This is a genomic window from Variovorax sp. NFACC27, from assembly GCF_048301545.1.
Taxonomy (GTDB): domain Bacteria; phylum Pseudomonadota; class Gammaproteobacteria; order Burkholderiales; family Burkholderiaceae_C; genus Variovorax; species Variovorax gossypii.
The window spans coordinates 3870017-3886339 of record NZ_CP157613.1 but is presented as its reverse complement, the minus strand read 5'-3'; the positions used below and the strand labels follow the sequence as shown (position 1 = coordinate 3886339).

Annotated in this window: 15 protein-coding genes; 6 read left to right on the top strand and 9 right to left on the bottom strand. The window is 68.2% G+C overall.

From position 1 onward, the window contains the following. Positions 1-5: 5 nt before the first annotated feature. Positions 6-1166 carry a c-type cytochrome gene (locus ABL840_RS18245; protein ID WP_093303240.1) on the top strand — a complete coding sequence of 387 codons (1161 nt, stop codon included), beginning with the start codon at positions 6-8 and terminating at the stop codon, positions 1164-1166. Positions 1167-1255: 89 nt separating this feature from the next. Beyond that, positions 1256-1462 carry a dodecin gene (locus ABL840_RS18240; RefSeq protein WP_093195216.1) on the top strand — a complete coding sequence of 69 codons (207 nt, stop codon included), beginning with the start codon at positions 1256-1258 and terminating at the stop codon, positions 1460-1462. 20 nt (positions 1463-1482) lie between these two features. On the opposite strand, the gene ABL840_RS18235 is transcribed toward ABL840_RS18240, so the two are convergent. After that, on the bottom strand, positions 1483-3126 hold the full coding sequence (locus tag ABL840_RS18235; protein ID WP_093303237.1) for a hypothetical protein: 1644 nt from the start codon (positions 3124-3126) through the stop codon (positions 1483-1485). A gap of 482 nt (positions 3127-3608) precedes the next feature. Continuing rightward, positions 3609-4103 (bottom strand): low molecular weight phosphatase family protein, encoded by a 495-nt coding sequence (locus ABL840_RS18230; RefSeq protein WP_093303235.1) that lies wholly within the window; start codon positions 4101-4103, stop codon positions 3609-3611. Between the two features lie 113 nt (positions 4104-4216). On the opposite strand from ABL840_RS18230, the gene ABL840_RS18225 reads away from it, so the two are divergent. Next, on the top strand, positions 4217-6919 hold the full coding sequence (locus ABL840_RS18225) for a bifunctional acetate--CoA ligase family protein/GNAT family N-acetyltransferase (RefSeq protein WP_093303232.1): 2703 nt from the start codon (positions 4217-4219) through the stop codon (positions 6917-6919). A gap of 19 nt (positions 6920-6938) precedes the next feature. Here ABL840_RS18225 and ABL840_RS18220 read toward each other — a convergent pair whose 3' ends face one another. From ABL840_RS18220 to ABL840_RS18190, 7 genes are read right to left on the bottom strand one after another with little or no spacing between them, the layout of a single operon-like run. Next, positions 6939-7904 carry a threonine ammonia-lyase gene (locus ABL840_RS18220; protein WP_093303230.1) on the bottom strand — a complete coding sequence of 322 codons (966 nt, stop codon included), beginning with the start codon at positions 7902-7904 and terminating at the stop codon, positions 6939-6941. Then, on the bottom strand, positions 7901-8914 hold the full coding sequence (locus ABL840_RS18215; RefSeq protein WP_093303228.1) for a succinylglutamate desuccinylase/aspartoacylase family protein: 1014 nt from the start codon (positions 8912-8914) through the stop codon (positions 7901-7903). Before ABL840_RS18215 ends, ABL840_RS18220 begins: the two co-directional genes overlap by 4 nt. Then, positions 8911-9687, bottom strand: a complete 777-nt coding sequence (locus ABL840_RS18210) for a transporter substrate-binding domain-containing protein (protein WP_093303226.1) — start codon at positions 9685-9687, stop codon at positions 8911-8913. Before ABL840_RS18210 ends, ABL840_RS18215 begins: the two co-directional genes overlap by 4 nt. 47 nt (positions 9688-9734) lie before the next feature. Next, a complete protein-coding gene (locus tag ABL840_RS18205) occupies positions 9735-10463 on the bottom strand; it encodes an amino acid ABC transporter ATP-binding protein (RefSeq protein ID WP_093195223.1) in 729 nt (242 codons plus the stop codon). Continuing rightward, positions 10444-11100 carry an amino acid ABC transporter permease gene (locus tag ABL840_RS18200; protein WP_093303224.1) on the bottom strand — a complete coding sequence of 219 codons (657 nt, stop codon included), beginning with the start codon at positions 11098-11100 and terminating at the stop codon, positions 10444-10446. Before ABL840_RS18200 ends, ABL840_RS18205 begins: the two co-directional genes overlap by 20 nt. Before the next feature lies 1 nt (position 11101). Continuing rightward, positions 11102-11770 carry an amino acid ABC transporter permease gene (locus ABL840_RS18195; protein WP_093303221.1) on the bottom strand — a complete coding sequence of 223 codons (669 nt, stop codon included), beginning with the start codon at positions 11768-11770 and terminating at the stop codon, positions 11102-11104. Positions 11771-11773: 3 nt separating this feature from the next. Beyond that, entirely contained in the window at positions 11774-12274 is a 501-nt protein-coding gene (locus ABL840_RS18190; protein WP_093303218.1) for a RidA family protein, read from the bottom strand. A gap of 187 nt (positions 12275-12461) precedes the next feature. Here ABL840_RS18190 and ABL840_RS18185 point away from each other — a divergent pair, with 187 nt between their 5' ends. From ABL840_RS18185 to ABL840_RS18175, 3 genes are read left to right on the top strand one after another with little or no spacing between them, the layout of a single operon-like run. Beyond that, positions 12462-13232 (top strand): FadR/GntR family transcriptional regulator, encoded by a 771-nt coding sequence (locus ABL840_RS18185; RefSeq protein ID WP_240652014.1) that lies wholly within the window; start codon positions 12462-12464, stop codon positions 13230-13232. A gap of 27 nt (positions 13233-13259) precedes the next feature. Next, positions 13260-14303 (top strand): DUF4105 domain-containing protein, encoded by a 1044-nt coding sequence (locus ABL840_RS18180; RefSeq protein ID WP_093303216.1) that lies wholly within the window; start codon positions 13260-13262, stop codon positions 14301-14303. Beyond that, the gene (locus ABL840_RS18175) at positions 14300-16261 is read left to right on the top strand and encodes an esterase/lipase family protein (RefSeq protein ID WP_418116321.1); all 1962 of its coding nucleotides are present in this window, start codon (positions 14300-14302) and stop codon (positions 16259-16261) included. Before ABL840_RS18180 ends, ABL840_RS18175 begins: the two co-directional genes overlap by 4 nt. Positions 16262-16323: the final 62 nt, after the last annotated feature.

The following is a 16323-nucleotide window of genomic DNA, read 5'->3' as shown; positions in this document are numbered from 1 at the left end:
GGTAGATGAGCGATCTGCCCGAGGCCGGTTGGCTCAACCTGCTGATCGGCCTGCTGCAGGGCGCTCAACTGCAGCTGCTGCGCCTGCTCGACGCGCTGGGGCTGGCCGGGCACGCGCACGGCCAGCCGGCGTGGCCGTGGGCGCTGCGGCTGTCGGGAGAGAACCTGCTGATCGATCTCGGGCAGGCGCGAAGGCTCGGGCTCACGGTAGTCCTGCTGGCGGCGGTGCTGCTGGTGCTGCTGCTCGCCCTGCTCTGGCGCCGCCGTCGCGAGTGGCTGGTGGTGCTGGCTGCGCTGCTCGTGGTGGCGACGCCCTGGCCCGAAGCCAACGTGGTGCTGGTGCCGGCGTATCCGACGAGCTTTCAGGCATCGCGCACGGGCTTCACGGCCGACAGCATCGAGCGCGGGCGCGTGCTCTTCGCGGCGCAGTGCGTGGCCTGTCACGGCACCGACGGACGCGGCCAAGGACCACAGGCTTCGTCGCAGCCGGTGTGGCCGCCGAACCTCTCCGGCCCGCTGCTTTGGCGCCGCGCCGATGGCGACCTGCTCTGGCATGTGCTGGACGGCATGCGCGACCGGCGCGGCAACACGACGATGCCCGGCTTCGGCACCAAGCTGAGCGACGCGGACGCCTGGGCGCTGATCGATTTCATGAAGGCCCAGGGCGCGGGCGAGAGCCTGCGCGCGGCCGGACTTTGGACACAGCCGATAGCGCCGCCCGACGTGACCGTGCAATGCGGCAGCAAGCCGCCGCGCAGGCTGGCCAGCTGGCGCGGGCAGCGCGTGCGGGTCGTGGCGGCGGGTGACGGTGCGTCGCCGCTCGACGATCCGCGCCTCGTCACCGTATTCCTCGCACCCGACGCCGGAGCAGCCGCGCGGCACGCCGGCGACTGCGTCTCGACCTCGCCCGCCGCATGGACCGCCTTCTCGCTCGTCGCCGCGACCACGCAGCTCGCGGGCACCCAGTTCATCGTGGACCGCGACGGCTGGCTGCGCGCACGCGGCGAGCCCGGCAAGGGCGCGTGGAGCGACGACGACCTGCTGTGCCGCACCGAACAACCCCCATCGTCCGGCGTCCGTCCGCTGGCGGCGGACGGCCTCGGCGCCCTCATCGCCCGCATGGACGCCGAGCCGGTGCGCTTCGTCAAGGGCGGGTACGTCCACTGACATCGCAGGCCGCAACGGGACTGCGATGTTTTTCCGGGGCTCCTGCCATCCATCGACTCAGTTCATCAACCCTGAAGGAGACAGACACCATGTCCAGCCACGTCTACAAGACACTAGAACTCACGGGCTCTTCGCCGACCGGCATCGAGGACGCGGTGCAGACCGCCATCGCCAAGGCGCACGAGACGGTGCGCAACATCCAGTGGTTCAACATCACCGAGACGCGCGGGCACGTGGTCGACGGCAAGGTGGCGCACTGGCAGGTGACGTTGAAGATCGGGTTCACGCTGGAGTAGGCACGCTTGCAGCCGGCGCCTCAGCAATTGATGCTGTGGCGTGCCCAGTAGGCGACGTGCGTGCCTTCGGTGGTCATGTAGTCCACGCACATGTCGACGAACCGGTCGGCACCGTGGTTCTTGTCCGACCACAGGCGCTTGGCTTCCAGGTCATGGTTCAGCGCTGCCAACGCATGCGCGTAGCACAGGGACGTCCAGACAATCAGCTGTACCTGGGCCCTGCTCAGGCCCAGCACGTTGCCGGCGCGGGTGCGCAGCTTGACGATCAGCGCCACGGCGACGTTGGCCGCGAACTGCGGCAAGTCGGTAACGCTGGCGAGAAATGCCGCGAGCTGGGTCCGGTTGCTGGTGTTGAAGTTGATGGTCCATACGAACGCGAGGTCATGAAAAGCCAGGCCCTGCCCGTGCGGCCTTCTGTAGACGGCGATAGCGCCTCCAGTGGATCGCACGGGCATGAAGTCGTTCAAGGCTTCGATGCCGGCCATGATCATGCCGATGCCTTCGGGCGGCCGTGCGGCCGGCGGCAGCGTATTGCTGATGTCCGTGTAGCGGGCCAGCGTGGCGAGCGTCCTTTCGGGATCGCCCTGGAGCTTCATGTCGGTGCCGAAACCGGCCGTGCTGCACATGGCCGAACCAACGATCATCAATGAACCATCGCCGGTGCCCACAGCCAGCAATGAAGGCCGGGAGCTGATGGCGAGGTTGCGGTCGTAGTAGGCCACCAGCTGCGCCTGCGTATCGCGGTCCAGCATTGCACGAATGCCGGTGTCCCTGGTGTGTGCGGCCCCGAGCGCGTAGACCAGCAGATCCACCGGGAGCCTGATGACCTGCTCCATCTGATCGACGAACTCGAGCCCCAGGAACGGCGAGCCGACATGCGGCCGAATGATCTTGATGTTCGTCAGCTTCAGTACCGCGCGCTGGTCGCGGGTGCTCTCCCTGACCTCGGTGTTCCTCGAACCCGCCGGGAAAGCCGCCTCGAAGCGGACGTCGACGTTCCAGGCGTCCCCGCCGTTGCCGGGGCGAGTGAACCAGCGCACCACATTCATCCCGCGCATCTTCGCCAGCTCGACGACCCATGCCGCGGTAGCGGAGCCTCCATACACGGCGATTGTCTTGCCGCGCGTGTCCTCGTCCCGTGGCATCTTCCAGTGGGGCGACATGAATTCCGTGCCGCCGACGACATACCCGTCGAGATTCCGCACGTCCACGCCGATGTCACCGTTTTCACCGACCATCAGCGGACGCGCAGGGCCGGGTCCGACAGCAATGATCACGTTGTCGCAGAAAATGGTCAGCTTCGCGCTCCACACCTTCCCGCAAACTTCATACTGCCCGTTCGGCAGGCGCCTGATGCTGTCCACCAGCGAGCCCGGAAACTGGAAGTGGGTGTTGCTTCTGAAGTGATATTCCACCAAGTCTGCAAAATTGCCCGCCAGCATGAAGGGCGTCGCGCCCGGCTGCGGTGGCGCATTGAAGCCCCGCGGCCCGCTCAGCAGGTTGCCCGTCAGCAGCGGAGCAGGCTGCCCCATCTTGTGCGTAGGGGCGATCTGTTTCCATAGATCCGGCCCGCCGACACCGATCACGGTGCCCAGAGTGCGGCTGGCCGACATCAGGTACGCGGCAGCGGAAATCCCACAGCCGATGACGACAGTTCGAGGCATGTGTTTCCAGTTCGAGGAAGTGACAAATCTCCAGCCTTCACCTGGGTTGCTGCTTCATTTCCCCTCTTTGGACTGCCCACCGATGTCGTCGGGTATCGATGCGACCTGTGGGTATCAAAGACCGAAGAAGTCCCGAGTCCGATTCTTCTGACGCCCCGATTCGCGGCGCACATCGAATTCTTCGATTGGCTGACAGTTCGTAGTTTTCTGCGACTCGTCCGAACTGCACATCCCCGGAACGGGTGAACTCAAAAGTTCCTGCGCCGCTGCGCGCAGTGGTTCAGATGATATTCGGCCTGGCTTGGTGCCGCGAACGCGCGCGTGTCAGCATTTGCGGGAAATCCGCGATATGCCGTCGTTCGAAAGAATCCCGAGCGGACGCTCGAAGCGCGCATCGGCGATACCAAAAGGCAGCGAATGGACGGAACGCTCGGCGCCTGTCGATCCCGCCGCGCTCTCTTGGGAAAAGCCGTCGCCAGTCGCTAGCGCAGATACCCCAGGTCGCGCACATCGGACCGCACGGCCGACCGGTCCGCGCCCTGCATCGGCAGGCTCACCAGCAGCTCGAGCCTGCGGCGCAGCGAGAACAGCGTCTGAACCGCGTCGTGCGTGACCTTGTCGGGATCGGCGCCGCCGGCCACGTCGGGGTATTCCCACAGCGCCGCATCAGGCTGGCCGGGCCAGCGCGGCTGGCGCAGTTCGGTGGCGGTATCCAGCGTGATGACGAAATCGGCCACCGGGGCATTCGACCGCGCCAGTTCGTCCCAGCTGCGCGGCAAACGGTTGGGAACGGGAATGCTCGCGCTCTTCAGCGCGGCCACGGCGGCGGGATGGAATTCGCGGGCGACCTGCCCAGGCTGGCCGCAGGAAGACGCCGAGAACCGCTTCGGGTCCAGGTGCGCGAGGCACGCTTCGGCCAGGATGCTGCGCAATGAATTTCGTCGCGAGACGAATATCACGCCGATACGTTTTTGCATGGAAGCTTGAATATAGCCACGCGCGCTGACCACGTCATGACTTAGGTCAACACTCCCTCGACACTACGTCTTGCCGTCGCCGAAAGGCGCGGAACGGTGCAGACTCGGGGGTCATGGACAAGCATTTCCTGACCCCGCTCTTCGCGCCCGCCTCCATCGTGGCATTCGTAGGCAATGCCGACGACCCGGGCGGGCAGACGCCGGCCGGCCGCACGCTGCGCGAGGCCTTCCGCGCCGACCGCTTCGACGGCACCCTGCGCTTCCTGGACGTGCGCACCAAGGGCACGCTCGAGGAACTGGCGCAGACCCATGCCGACCTCGCACTGATCGCGCTGGCGCCGCGCGACGTGGCTGCCGCGCTTGAAATCGCCGGACGCATCGGTTGCAAGGCGGCGGTGGTTCTTTCAAGTGGTATCGGGGCCGACGAGGCGGCGCAGTGGCGCAAGATCGCGCGCCGCGAGGGCGTTCACCTGCTGGGGCCGAATTCGCTGGGCTTCCAGCGCCCGCTGCTGCATCTGAACGCCAGCGTGGCCGGCCCGCTGGCCCGGAGCGGGCCGCTCGCGCTGGTGGCGCAGTCCGGCGCGCTCACGGCCTCGATGCTCGACTGGGCGCGCCAGAACGGCGTGGGCTTTTCCAGCGTGGTGTCGCTGGGCCCGCACACCTCGGTTGACATTCCACAGGTGCTCGACTTCCTGGCCAACGACCAGGCCACGCACAGCATCATCGTGTACCTCGAGGGCATCGCCGACGCGCGCCGCTTCATGAGCGCGCTGCGCTCGGCCTCGCATGCCAAGCCGGTGGTGGTGCTCAAGGCCGGGCGCAAGCCGGCGGGCAACGAGGCGGCTCAGACGCACAGCGCGGCCATCGTGGGCAGCGACGACGTGTTCGACGCCGCGCTGCGCCGCGCGGGCGCGGTTCGCGTGCGTTCCTTCGTCGAGCTGTTCTCCGCCGCCAAGTGCCTGGCCTCGCGCTACCGCCCCGTGGGCAAGCGGCTGGCCGTGGTCACCAACGGCGGCGGGCCCGGCGTGCTGGCGGCGGACTGGATCAACGAGATAGGGCTGCACCTGGGCAAGCTCTCGGCGCCCGCGCAGAAGGTGCTGCAGCCCGCCCTGCCCCCGCTCGCTTCGCTGGCCGACCTGGTCGACCTGTCGGAAGAGGCGCAGCCGGCGCACTACCGCGCCGCCATCGACGCCGCCTCGGCCGACAGCCAGGTCGACGGCGTGCTCGCCATCTTCTCGCCCAAGGCGGGCGCCGATGCCGCAGCCACGGCCAAGGCGCTCGCGGACATTCCGAGGCCGATGAACAAGCCGCTGCTGGCCTGCTGGATGGGCGATTCGTCGGTAGGCAAGGCGCGCACGGTGCTGGCCGACGCGACCATTCCGAGCTTCCGCACGCCCGAGGCCGCGGTGGGCGCCTTCGGCAACATCGCGGCCTTCTACCAGAACCAGCAGCTGCTGCAGCAGACGCCGCCGCCGCTGTCGGCGCTGGCCAAGCCCGACATCGAGGGCGCGCGGCTGCTCATCGAGAGCGTGCTGGCCGAGCGGCGCCATGTGCTGACGGAGATGGAATCGAAGTCGCTGCTGTCGTCCTTCCACATCCCGATCACGCGCACGCTGCTCGCGCGCAGCGCCAGCGAGGCGATGATGATCGCGACGCAGCTGGGCTTTCCGGTGGCGCTGAAGATCGACTCGCCCGACATCCCGCACAAGTCGGACGTGGAAGGCGTGGCGCTCAACGTGCTCAACGGCACCGCCGCGCGCGACACCTACGTCGAGATGATGGAGCGCGTCGCCCGCCTCGCGCCCGAGGCGCGCATCAACGGCGTGACGGTGCAGAAGATGGTGCGCGCGCGGCGCGGCCGCGAGATCTACGTGGGCATGGTCACCGACGAGCCCTTCGGGCCCGTCATCGTGTTCGGCGCGGGCGGCACCATGATCGAGCTGATGAACGACCGCGCCATGGAGCTGCCGCCGCTCAACCAGTTCCTGGCCCACCGGCTCATCGAGCGTTCGCGCGTGGCCGAGACGCTCGGCGAATGGCGCGGCGCGAACGCCGTGGACATGGAGGCGCTGGAAGACCTGCTGCTGCGCGTGTCGGAAATGGTGTGCGAGCTGCCCGAGCTGCGCGAGATGGACATCAACCCCATCATCGTGGACGAGAACGGCGCCATCTCGGTCGATGCGCGCATCGTGGTGGGCAGCAGCACGCAGGCGGTGGCGGCCCACGTGGGCAACGCAGTCAACGGCTACCAGCACCTGGCCATCATGCCGTACCCCGCGCGCTACCGTCGCGAATGGCCGCTGCCCGGTGGCGGCACCTACATCGTGCGGCCGGTGCATCCCAACGACGCGCAGATGCTGCAGGCGCTGGTGCAAGGCCTGTCGCCCGAGAGCCGCTGGTTCCGCTTCGTCTCGCGCTTCCACGAGCTGCCGCCGTCGATGCTCTCGCGCTTCACGTTGATCGACTACGACCGCGAGATGGCGCTGGTGGCGGTGGTGATGGAGCGCAGCGTGTCGCCCGAGGGCACCGTGCTCGAGAGCGAGCGCATCGTGGGCGTGTCGCGCTACGTCACCAACCCCGACCAGACCAGCTGCGAGTTCTCGCTGGTGGTGGCCGACGAGTTCAGCGGCAAGGGCATCGGCTCGCGGCTGATGGAAAGCATCATCGACGTGGCGCGGGACAAGGGCCTTGCCGAGATCGATGGCCTCGTGCTGACCAACAACCCCGACATGCTGAAGCTGGTGCGCCGGCTCGGGTTCACGGTGAAGTCCTTCCCGGAGGATCCGGACTTCAAGCTCGTGACCTACATGCTCTGAGAAAGCCTGATCGGGCTTTTCAGGCCTTCGGCATCCCGTCGCTGCCGCTGCCGCACAGCACCACGGCGATCTTCTCGTCGTCGCGCCGCTCGAAACAGCGGTGGCTCACGGCCGCCAGCGCGGTGGCCGCGCCGAGCTCGATCGCCAGGCCGACGTACTGCCAGGCCGAGCGCGCCGAGTCCTCGATGACCTCCTCGTCGACCAGCACGATCTCGTCGACGTACTTCTCGATCAGCTCGAAGTTCAAGGGTTCGGTCGAGCGCGCGGCCAGGATGGGCACGCGCGTCTTCACGTTCTCCAGCTTCACGATGCGGCCTTCCTTGCGGCAGGTGTACAGCGTGGGGCAACCCGTGGCCTCGACGCCGATCACGCGGATCGACGGCTTGAGCAGCTTGGCCGCCTGCGCGATGCCCGCGAGCAGTCCGCCGCCGCCGATGGAAACCACCAGCGTCTCGACCTCGGGCCACTCGTCGATGATCTCCAGCGCGGTCGTGCCCTGCCCGATCACCACGTCGCGGTCGGCGTACGGATGCAGCAGCGCACCGCCGTGCTCGGCCACGTTGGCGCCGGCGGCGTCCCAGCTCTGGTCCCAGAAGTCGCCGTGCACGGTGAGCTTGGCGCCTTGGCTTTCGATGCGGGCGCGGGTGATCGGCGTGCTGGTGTTCATCACGAACACGTTGGCCGGCAGGCCCAGCGTCTTGCCTACGTAGGCCACCGCCGCGCCGAAATTGCCTCCCGAGGCGGTCGCCAGCCCCTGGCGTCGCACTTCCTCGGGCAGGTTCAGCACGCGATTGAAGGCGCCTCGCGCCTTGAAGGAGCCTGTGACCTGCTGGCACTCGGCCTTGAAGCGCACCTGCGCCGCGCCGTCGGGCACCCACGGGTGGGCCTCCACCAGCGGCGTACGACGGATGTAGGGCTTCACGCGCTCATGCGCCGCGCGGTAGTCGTCGAGGCCAATGGGTTGCATCGCGTCTTGCCCGCTCATGCCTCGTCCTCGACCAGCACGCACAGGTTGTTGCCCTGCTTCACGACGCCGAAGGTGCGCTGCGAATACACCGTGCCGCCCTTGGCGAACCGAACCTCGCGCGGCACCTGTGCCGGCTCGTGCAGAAGATGCAGGTAGCCGGCCAGTTCGCCGGCCTTCACCGTATCGCCCAGCTCGTGCAGCGGCTCGAAGTAGCCGTCGCCCGGCGACAGCAGGTTGCCGCCGTTCGGCACGATGCGCACGCGACGGCTCGGCGGCGGCGCATCGGGCAGCGTGCCCGGCACCACGCCCAGCCGCGCCAGCACGCGCGACAGGCATTCGCGCGTGCGCTTCACGCCCTTGGGCGAAACGCTGCCGTTCTCGCCCATCTCGGCCGCAATCGCCGCCAGCCCGAGGTGCGCCGCCGCGCCGCAGCTGGTGCGCGGGTCGCCCATGTTGTCGGTAATGACGGTGAACTTCGCGCCGAACCAGCGCGCCATGTCTTCCGCACGCTCGCGCACTTGGGGCGCCAGCGTCGGCGTGACGACGACCTGCGCGCTCTCCTCGATGAAGAGCGAGCTGCCGCCCGCGTGAAGGTCGACGTAGGCATCGCACTTCGGGAACAGCACGTCGTGGATGAAAGCCGCGATCTGCTCCGTCGGCGTGCCGAAGGGGTTGCCCGGGAACACGCGCGCCAGGTTCTTGCCGTCGAGCGGGCTCACGCGCGAGGCCGCGCGCATCGCCGGGGCGTTGGCCGCGGGCATCAGGATCAGGCAGCCCTTCACCTGCGAGGCGTCGAGCGTGCGGATCAGCTCGTTGATGACGATCGGGCCTTCGTACTCGTCGCCGTGGATGGCCCCGGTGACCAGCACCGTCGGGCCGTCGCCGTTGCCGATGACCGCCAGGGGCAGCGCCACCGCGCCCCAGGCGTCGTCATGCCCCGAATACGGCAGCCATGCATGGCCGACCTGCTTGCCGGGTTTCGCCCAGTCGATGTCCGTGAAAACGGTGGAGGGACGCGGTTCGCTCACTTCACTTCTTTCTGCTCGTCCTTGAACCACTTCAGGCGCAGCGCCGCGAGGCTGCCGTCGGCGGACTTGGCGTCGATGATCTTGTTCATCTCGGCCAGCAGCGCGGTCTCGCCGGGCTGCACGGCCATGTAGGCGGGGCTGATGCGGATCAGCGACTTCATCTCGATGCCCTTGGCCGGGTTCTCGTCGGCCACCTTCTGCGCGATGAAGTTGTTCTCGGCGAACAGCGGCGCCTGGCCCGACAGGAAGGCCGAGATGGTGGAAGCCGTGTCTTCCAGGCGAATCAGCTTGGCGCCGGGAGCGAGCTCGCTCAGCGACAGGTCGGGCGTGGAGCCCTTGGGCACCGCCACGGTCTGGCCCGCGAGGTCGGCCACCTTGGCGAACTTCGGCGTGCCCTTGCCACCGTACACGCCGAGGTACACGGCCGCATACGGCTTCGAGAAGGCGACCTGCTTGGCGCGCTCGGGCGAGCTGCCCAGCGCGGCGATCACCACGTCGACCTTGTTCGACAGCAGGTACGGAATGCGGTTGGCGCCGGTCACCTGCTGCAGCTCGAGCTTCACGCCCATGGCCTTGGCCACGTTCTCGGCCAGCTCCACGTCGAGGCCGGTGGCCTTGCCTGCCGAGTCGGTGAAGCCCCAGGGCGCGGCGTCGATCGTGGTGGCGATGCGGATCGCGCCCTTGGCCTTGATGTCGGCGAGCTTGTCGGCGTGCGCGAGCAGAGGTGCTGCGCAGACCAGCGCGGCGGCGAACAGGGTTTTCAGTTTGAACATGGAAGCTCCTTGAGACGAAGGGACGACGAAGGGAGAAAAATGAAGAATCAGACGACGGACTGGACGAACTGCTGGAACTCGGGGGTCTGCGGGCTGCCGAACATCCGCTCGGGCGTGCCGCGCTCCCAGATGCGCCCCTGGTTCATGAAGAGCACCTCGGAGGCCACGCGGCGCGCGAAGGCCATCTCGTGCGTGACGACCATCATGGTCATGCCGTCGCGGGCGAGGTCTTCCATCACGCGCAGCACTTCGCCGACCAGTTCGGGGTCGAGCGCGGAGGTGGCCTCGTCGAACAGCATGAGCTGCGGCGACATCGCCAGCGCCCGCGCGATGGCCACGCGCTGCTGCTGGCCGCCCGAGAGCTGCGAGGGCATGGCGTCGAGCTTGTGACCGAGGCCCACGCGCTCCAGCATGCGGCTGGCGAGCTCGCGGGCTTCGTCCTTGGCGATCTTCTTCGTGAGCACGGGCGCCAGCGTCACGTTGGCCGCGGCCGACAGGTGCGGAAACAGGTTGAAGCTCTGGAACACCATGCCCACGCGGCGGCGCAGCAGGGCCAGATCGGTGTCGGGCGATTGCACGTCGACGCCGTCGACCACGATGCGGCCGGCGCTGATGGTCTCCAGCCCGTTCACGCAGCGCAGCAGCGTGCTCTTGCCCGAGCCGCTGCGCCCGACGAGCGCCACGATGTCGCCCTTGGCGACCTCGGTGGACACGCCACGCAGCACATGGTTGTCGCCGAAGTGCTTTTCGACCGAATCAATGAGCACGAGCGGCATTCATGCGTCCTTCCAGATTGAGTGCCAGGCGAGCCAGCGGATAGCAGATGGCGAAGTAGCACAGGGCCACGCCGCAGAAGACAGGCAGGTGCGCCAGCGTCGATCCCGCCACGATCTGGCCCGAACGCGTGAGTTCGACCAGCCCGACGAGCGCCGCGAGCGAGGTGTTCTTGATGAGCTGCACCAGGTAGCTCACCGTGGGGCCCAGCGCCACGCGGAAGGCCTGCGGCCACACCACGTGCCGCATGACGTGCCAGCGACGCAGCCCCACGCAGGAGGCGGCCTCCCACTGCCCCTTGGGCACCGATTCGATCGCGCCGCGCCAGATGTCGCCGAGGAAGGCGCCCGCCGACAGCGAGAACGCGGCGGCAGCGGCCGTGAAGGCCTTGATCTCGATGCCCAGCAGCATCGGCACGCCGAAGTACAGGAGAAACAGCACGCCGAGCAGCGGCGTGCCCTGCACCAGTTCGACATAGACACGCGCCAGCACGCGCAGCCAGGTCAGCCGCGAGGTGCGCGCCACCGACACGCCGAGGCCGATGACGGCACCGATGGCGAAGGCCGTGACGGCGAGCGCGGCCGTCCAGCGGATGGCGCCGAGGATGAGCCAGAGGTCTGCAATGGAAAGTCCGCGCATCTCAGCGGCCCTCCTTGCCGAACAGCCTGCGCTGCACGAAGCCCAGCAGCACGCGCAGCGCCTGCACCGTGACGAAGTACATCGCGCAGATCACCACGTACACCTCGAAGCTGCGGAAGGTGCGCGAGTCGATGAAGCTGCCGGCATGGAAGATGTCTTCCACGCCGATCTGCGAGATGAGGCTGGTGCCGATGAGCGTGAGCACCATCTGGCTGGCCAGAGACGGAAACACGTTGCGCAGCGCGGGCACGAACAGCACGTGCACCAGCACCTGGCGCGGGCGCAGCCCGAGCGCGGCGCCGGCTTCCGAAAGACCGCGCGGCACCGACATCAACCCCGAGCGGAACACCTCGACCATGTATGCGCCGCAGTACAGCGCGAGCGAGACCACGCCGGCCACGGGCGCCTCCAGCCGGATGCCCAGGTTGGGCAGGCCGAAGTAGATGAGGAAGAGCTGCACCAATGCCGGCGTGTTGCGGAAGAACTCCACGTACACCCGCGTCACGCCGCGCAAGGGCTTGTTGCCGTAGACCAGCGCCAGCGAGCCCGCCACGCCGATCGCCATGCCCAGCACGATGCTCGATGCGGCATAGCCCAGCGTGTGCAGCAGGCCTTCGGCCAGTTGCCCGGCATAGGGCGCGAGCGCCTCGAACTGGAACTGGTAGGCCATCGCTCAGTCCACTTCCAGGATGGCCTCGACCTCGACGGTCTGGTGCCCCGGCAGCGAACCCGCGCCGATGGCCGAGCGCGCGCCCCGCCCCACTTCGTCGCCGAACACCTCGACGAACAGGTCGGAGCAGCCGTTGATGACCTTCGGGTGCTGCGCGAAACCGGGCGCGCCGTTCACGAAGGCCAGCAGCTTCACCACGCTGCGCACGCGCCGCAGGTCGCCCAGCGCCGACTTGGCCACGGCCAGCAGGTTCAGGCCGGTCAGGCGGGCGTGCTCGTAGGCAGCCTCGACACTCACTTCCTCTCCGACGCGCCCCACGTGCAGGCGGCCATCGGCTTCGAGAGGACCCTGCCCCGAGAGATACAGCAAGGGGCCGCTGCGGCGCCAGGGCACGAAGTTGGCGACGGGCGCCGGCGGCGGCGGGAGCTTCAGGCCGAGCGCGGCAAGCCGTTCTTCCGGGCCGGGGCCCGTGGCGGCCGTTGCCGTGTTGGAATCCAGGGTCATTGAGAACACATCACCGTTGCGCAGCGAGGGGCGGCGCCCGGTCAACCTTTCGACGAAAATCAACGGATTCGGAAGGATTGGTCAACCAATCCACGACCACGCAGAACAGGCTTATGTGACTGCGTAATGAATTCATTCTAAGATTGTTAATTGAGATTGGTCAACCATTTTGGCGAGCTATCCAACCATGAATGCAAAGCCCGTGCCGCAGCCGCTCCAGCCGCTGATCGAGGTCACGGATCTCTCGGGCCGCATCGCCGCGCAGGACAAGGCGACCGCCTCCAAGGTCTACCGGGCCATCCTCCAGTCGATCCGCGACGGCGTGCTCAAGCCCGGCGACAAGCTGCCAAACGAGCGTGACCTGTCGGAGCAGTTCAAGACATCGCGCAGCACCGTGCGCCATGCGCTGGCCATGATGAGCGCACAGGGCCTGCTGGAGCGCAAGGTCGGCAGCGGCACCTTCCTCGCCGAAGGGCTGATGCAGCTGCTGAGCGAGTCCGACCTGCCCGTGGCCGCGCACCACCGCGACGTGCCGACCTACACCGAGATCCTCGAGGGCCGGCTGCTGTTCGAGCCGGCCATGATGGCGCTGTCGGCCCAGCGCGCCGACGCCGAAGACTTCGCCCTCATGCGCCACCACCTCGCCGTGGTGCGCGACGCAGACCAGTGGCTGCAGTTCAAGGAAGGCATCTACGGGGTGCACCAGGCGATCTTCCGCGCCACGCGCAACCGCTTCCTGATGCAGGTGTTCGATGCCGTGGTGGCCGACCGCCGCGCCGTGCAGTACGACGGCCGCTCCAACCTCAACGGCCCCGTCGGCGCTGTGGTGCGCGAGCAGACGCTGCGCGAGCTCACCGCCATCGTCGATGCGCTGGAGGCGCGCGACGCCAAGGCCGCCACCAGCCTGGCCGATGCGTACTTCACGCGCATCCTGGCCTCGCTGAGCGTGTACGGCTAGAAGAGAAGATCTGGAAGCGCCGCACCGATGATCCGGGCCATTCTTCGTTTCCTGGGCCGCTTCGCGCTGACGCTGGCGGTACTGCTGAGCTCCCTGTGGGCCTGCCTCGCGCTCTGGTACCAGTTCCCCGGGCCGGCGGCCGTGAAGGTCGGCGCGGGCGTGCTGTGGGCCGCCTTCGGCCTTGCGGCCCTCGCGCTGCTGTGGCGCGGGCGCCTCGCGCGCGCCCTGCTCTCTTATGTGGTCGGCTTCGCGCTGCTGCTCGGCTGGTGGAGCACCGTCCTGCCGTCGCAGAACCGCGTATGGGCCGACGACGTGTCGCGCCAGCTGCACGCCCATATCGACGGCAGCATCGCCACGCTGGACAACGTGCGCAACTTCGAATGGCGCAGCGACACCGACTACACCCAGCGCTGGGAAACGCGGCAGTACGACCTCGACCGCCTGCGCTCGGTCGACGTGTCGCTCTCGTACTGGACCGGCCCAGCCATCGCGCACACGCTGGTGTCCTTCGGCTTCGACGACGGCCAGTTCGTCACCTTCTCCATCGAGATCCGCAAGGAGCGCGGCGAGAGCTTCTCGTCGGTGGGCGGCTTCTTCAAGCAGTTCGAGACCAGCCTGATCGCGGCCGACGAGCACGACATCCTGCGCGTGCGCACCAACGTGCGCGGGGAAGACGTCTACATGTACCGCGTGCGCCTGCCGCAGCCCGAGATGCGCTCGCTGTTCCTCGCCTACCTGGGCGAAGGCGCGGCGCTGGTGCGCGAGCCGAGCTTCTACAACACGCTCACCGCCAACTGCACCACCATCGTGTACGCGCTGGCCAAGCGCATCGTGCCCGGCCTGCCGATGGACTGGCGGCTGCTCGCCTCGGGCTACCTGCCCGACTATCTGTTCGACGTGGGCGGCCTCACGCCCGGCTACAGCATGGAAGCGCTGCGCGCCGCGGGCCGCATCACCGACCGCGCCATCGCCACCGACAAGGCGGCACCCGGCACGAACTTCCCGAAGGCGATCCGGCAGGGCCTGCCGGGCGTCGAGGCAACAACCCAGGCACCCACGGCGGCAAAGTGATACGCGCGCGTCTTCTCGTTTCCCTCTCCTCGCTGCTGTGCGCAGCCGCGCTGTTGTCCGGCTGCGCGGGCGTGAAGGTCGGCTCGATCTCGCCGGCCGAATACCTCGCGCAGCGCCGCGGCGACGTGCTCACCACCGGCCGGCTCAGCACCTCGGCCGAAGAAGTGCTGCGCGTGATCGGCTCCGACGCCGACCTGTGCCGCAAGGACGGCCAGGCCTGCCGCAACGCGCTGGCCGACTCCTCGGGCCTGAGCGACGAGCAGCGGCTCTCCGCGCTGTCGGAAGTCTGGCTGCAGGTGGCGCTGGCGGCGGAGAAAGGCGGCACCGCGACCGACGCCACAGCCATCGAAGCCTGGTTCGAGACGGCGCGCCATGCCTACGCCTACCTGTTCTTCACCGCCCGCAAGCCGCGCGACCGCGCCTTCGAAGATCGGCAGACGCAGGTGCGCGACTACTACAACTACGCGGTGCAGCAGGCCATCACCGGCCTGTACCACGGCATCCGGCGCAACGGCTCGCGCAGCGCCGCGCAGCCCGAAGTGCCGAAGATCGGCGATTGGCGCATCGAGACCGACGTCTCGGGCCTGCGCCTGCCGGCCGACGCGCCCCTGCCCGACGAGCTGATCCCCGCCGCCTCGCTGACCTTCTCGGGCCTGCGCAACACCTACCGGCGGGACGGCTTCGGCGCCGAGCTGGTGGCGGCCGACAACAAGCGCACGGACGACGAGGCGCCGCGGATCGTTCCCTCTGGCCCCGCCGATCAGGCCGGCAGGAACCCGCCCCGGCCGCCCTATCGCGAGATGCCCTTTCCCGCAGTCACCGCCCTGCTGCTGTTCGACGGCACCAGCCTCGCCGAGGTGCTGGGCACGCGCACGCTGCGCATCGCGGCCTACGACCCGTACCGCACGGCCAACGTGCAGCTCGCCGGCCAGGAAGTGCCGCTGGCCGCCAACTTCACCTCCGGCTACGGCCTGTGGCTCGCGCGCTCCGACTTCGCGCTGCAGGCCCTGCGCAGCCTCTTCGGCGGGCGCGACGGACTCACCGAGCCGCGCATCTACCTGATGCAGCCCTACGACCCGAACCGCCGCACGGTCATCATGCTGCACGGCCTGGCGAGCAGCCCCGAGGCGTGGATCAACGTGGCCAACGAGGTGCTGGGCGACGAGACGCTGCGCCGCCGCTACCAGATCTGGCAGGTCTACTACCCGACCAACGCGCCGCTGCCGATCAACAACTTCGCGATCCGCGAAGCCGTCACGCAGACGCTGACGCACTTCGATCCCACGGGCAAGGCCCCCGCCTCGAACAACATCACGCTGATCGGCCACAGCATGGGCGGCGTGCTGTCGCGGCTGATGGTTTCGTCGTCGGAAGACAAGCTCTGGGACGCGCTGCTCGCCAGCTACCCGATGCAGGGCGCGCAGCAGCGGCGCATGGAGGAAAAGCTCGCGCCCTACCTGCGCTTCGAGCCGCTGCCGCAGGTAAGCGACGCGATCTTCATCGCCTCGCCGCACCGCGGCACCGACTTCGCCAACAACCGCATCTCGCGCTGGGTGGCCAACCTCATCACGCTGCCGGTGGCGATGCTCGGGCAGCTCAGCGACATCTCGCGCGAGCTGGTCCGCATCGCGCCCACGCGCCAGGACCAGGGCACGCTGCGCATTCCGAACAGCATCGACAACCTGAGCGACCGCGATCCGTTCGTGCGGCTGTCGTCGGGCCTGCCGATGAATCCGCGCGTGCGCTTCCACTCGATCATCGGCAACGACACGCCCGGCGTGGCGCAGGCGCTGTCGAGCGACGGCATCGTGCCCTATGCCAGCGCGCACCTGGACGGCGCGGCGTCGGAGCTGGTGATTCCATCCGCGCACAGCGTGCAGGAGAACCCGCTGGCCATCCTGGAGATACGGCGCATCCTCAGGGAACAGCTGCGCGCCGAGCCCGGGCCCGCGCGCTGACAGCAAGCTGATTGCGCGCGGATGTGAAGCAGAACACATCCGCGCCTCGAAACAGGCTGCGC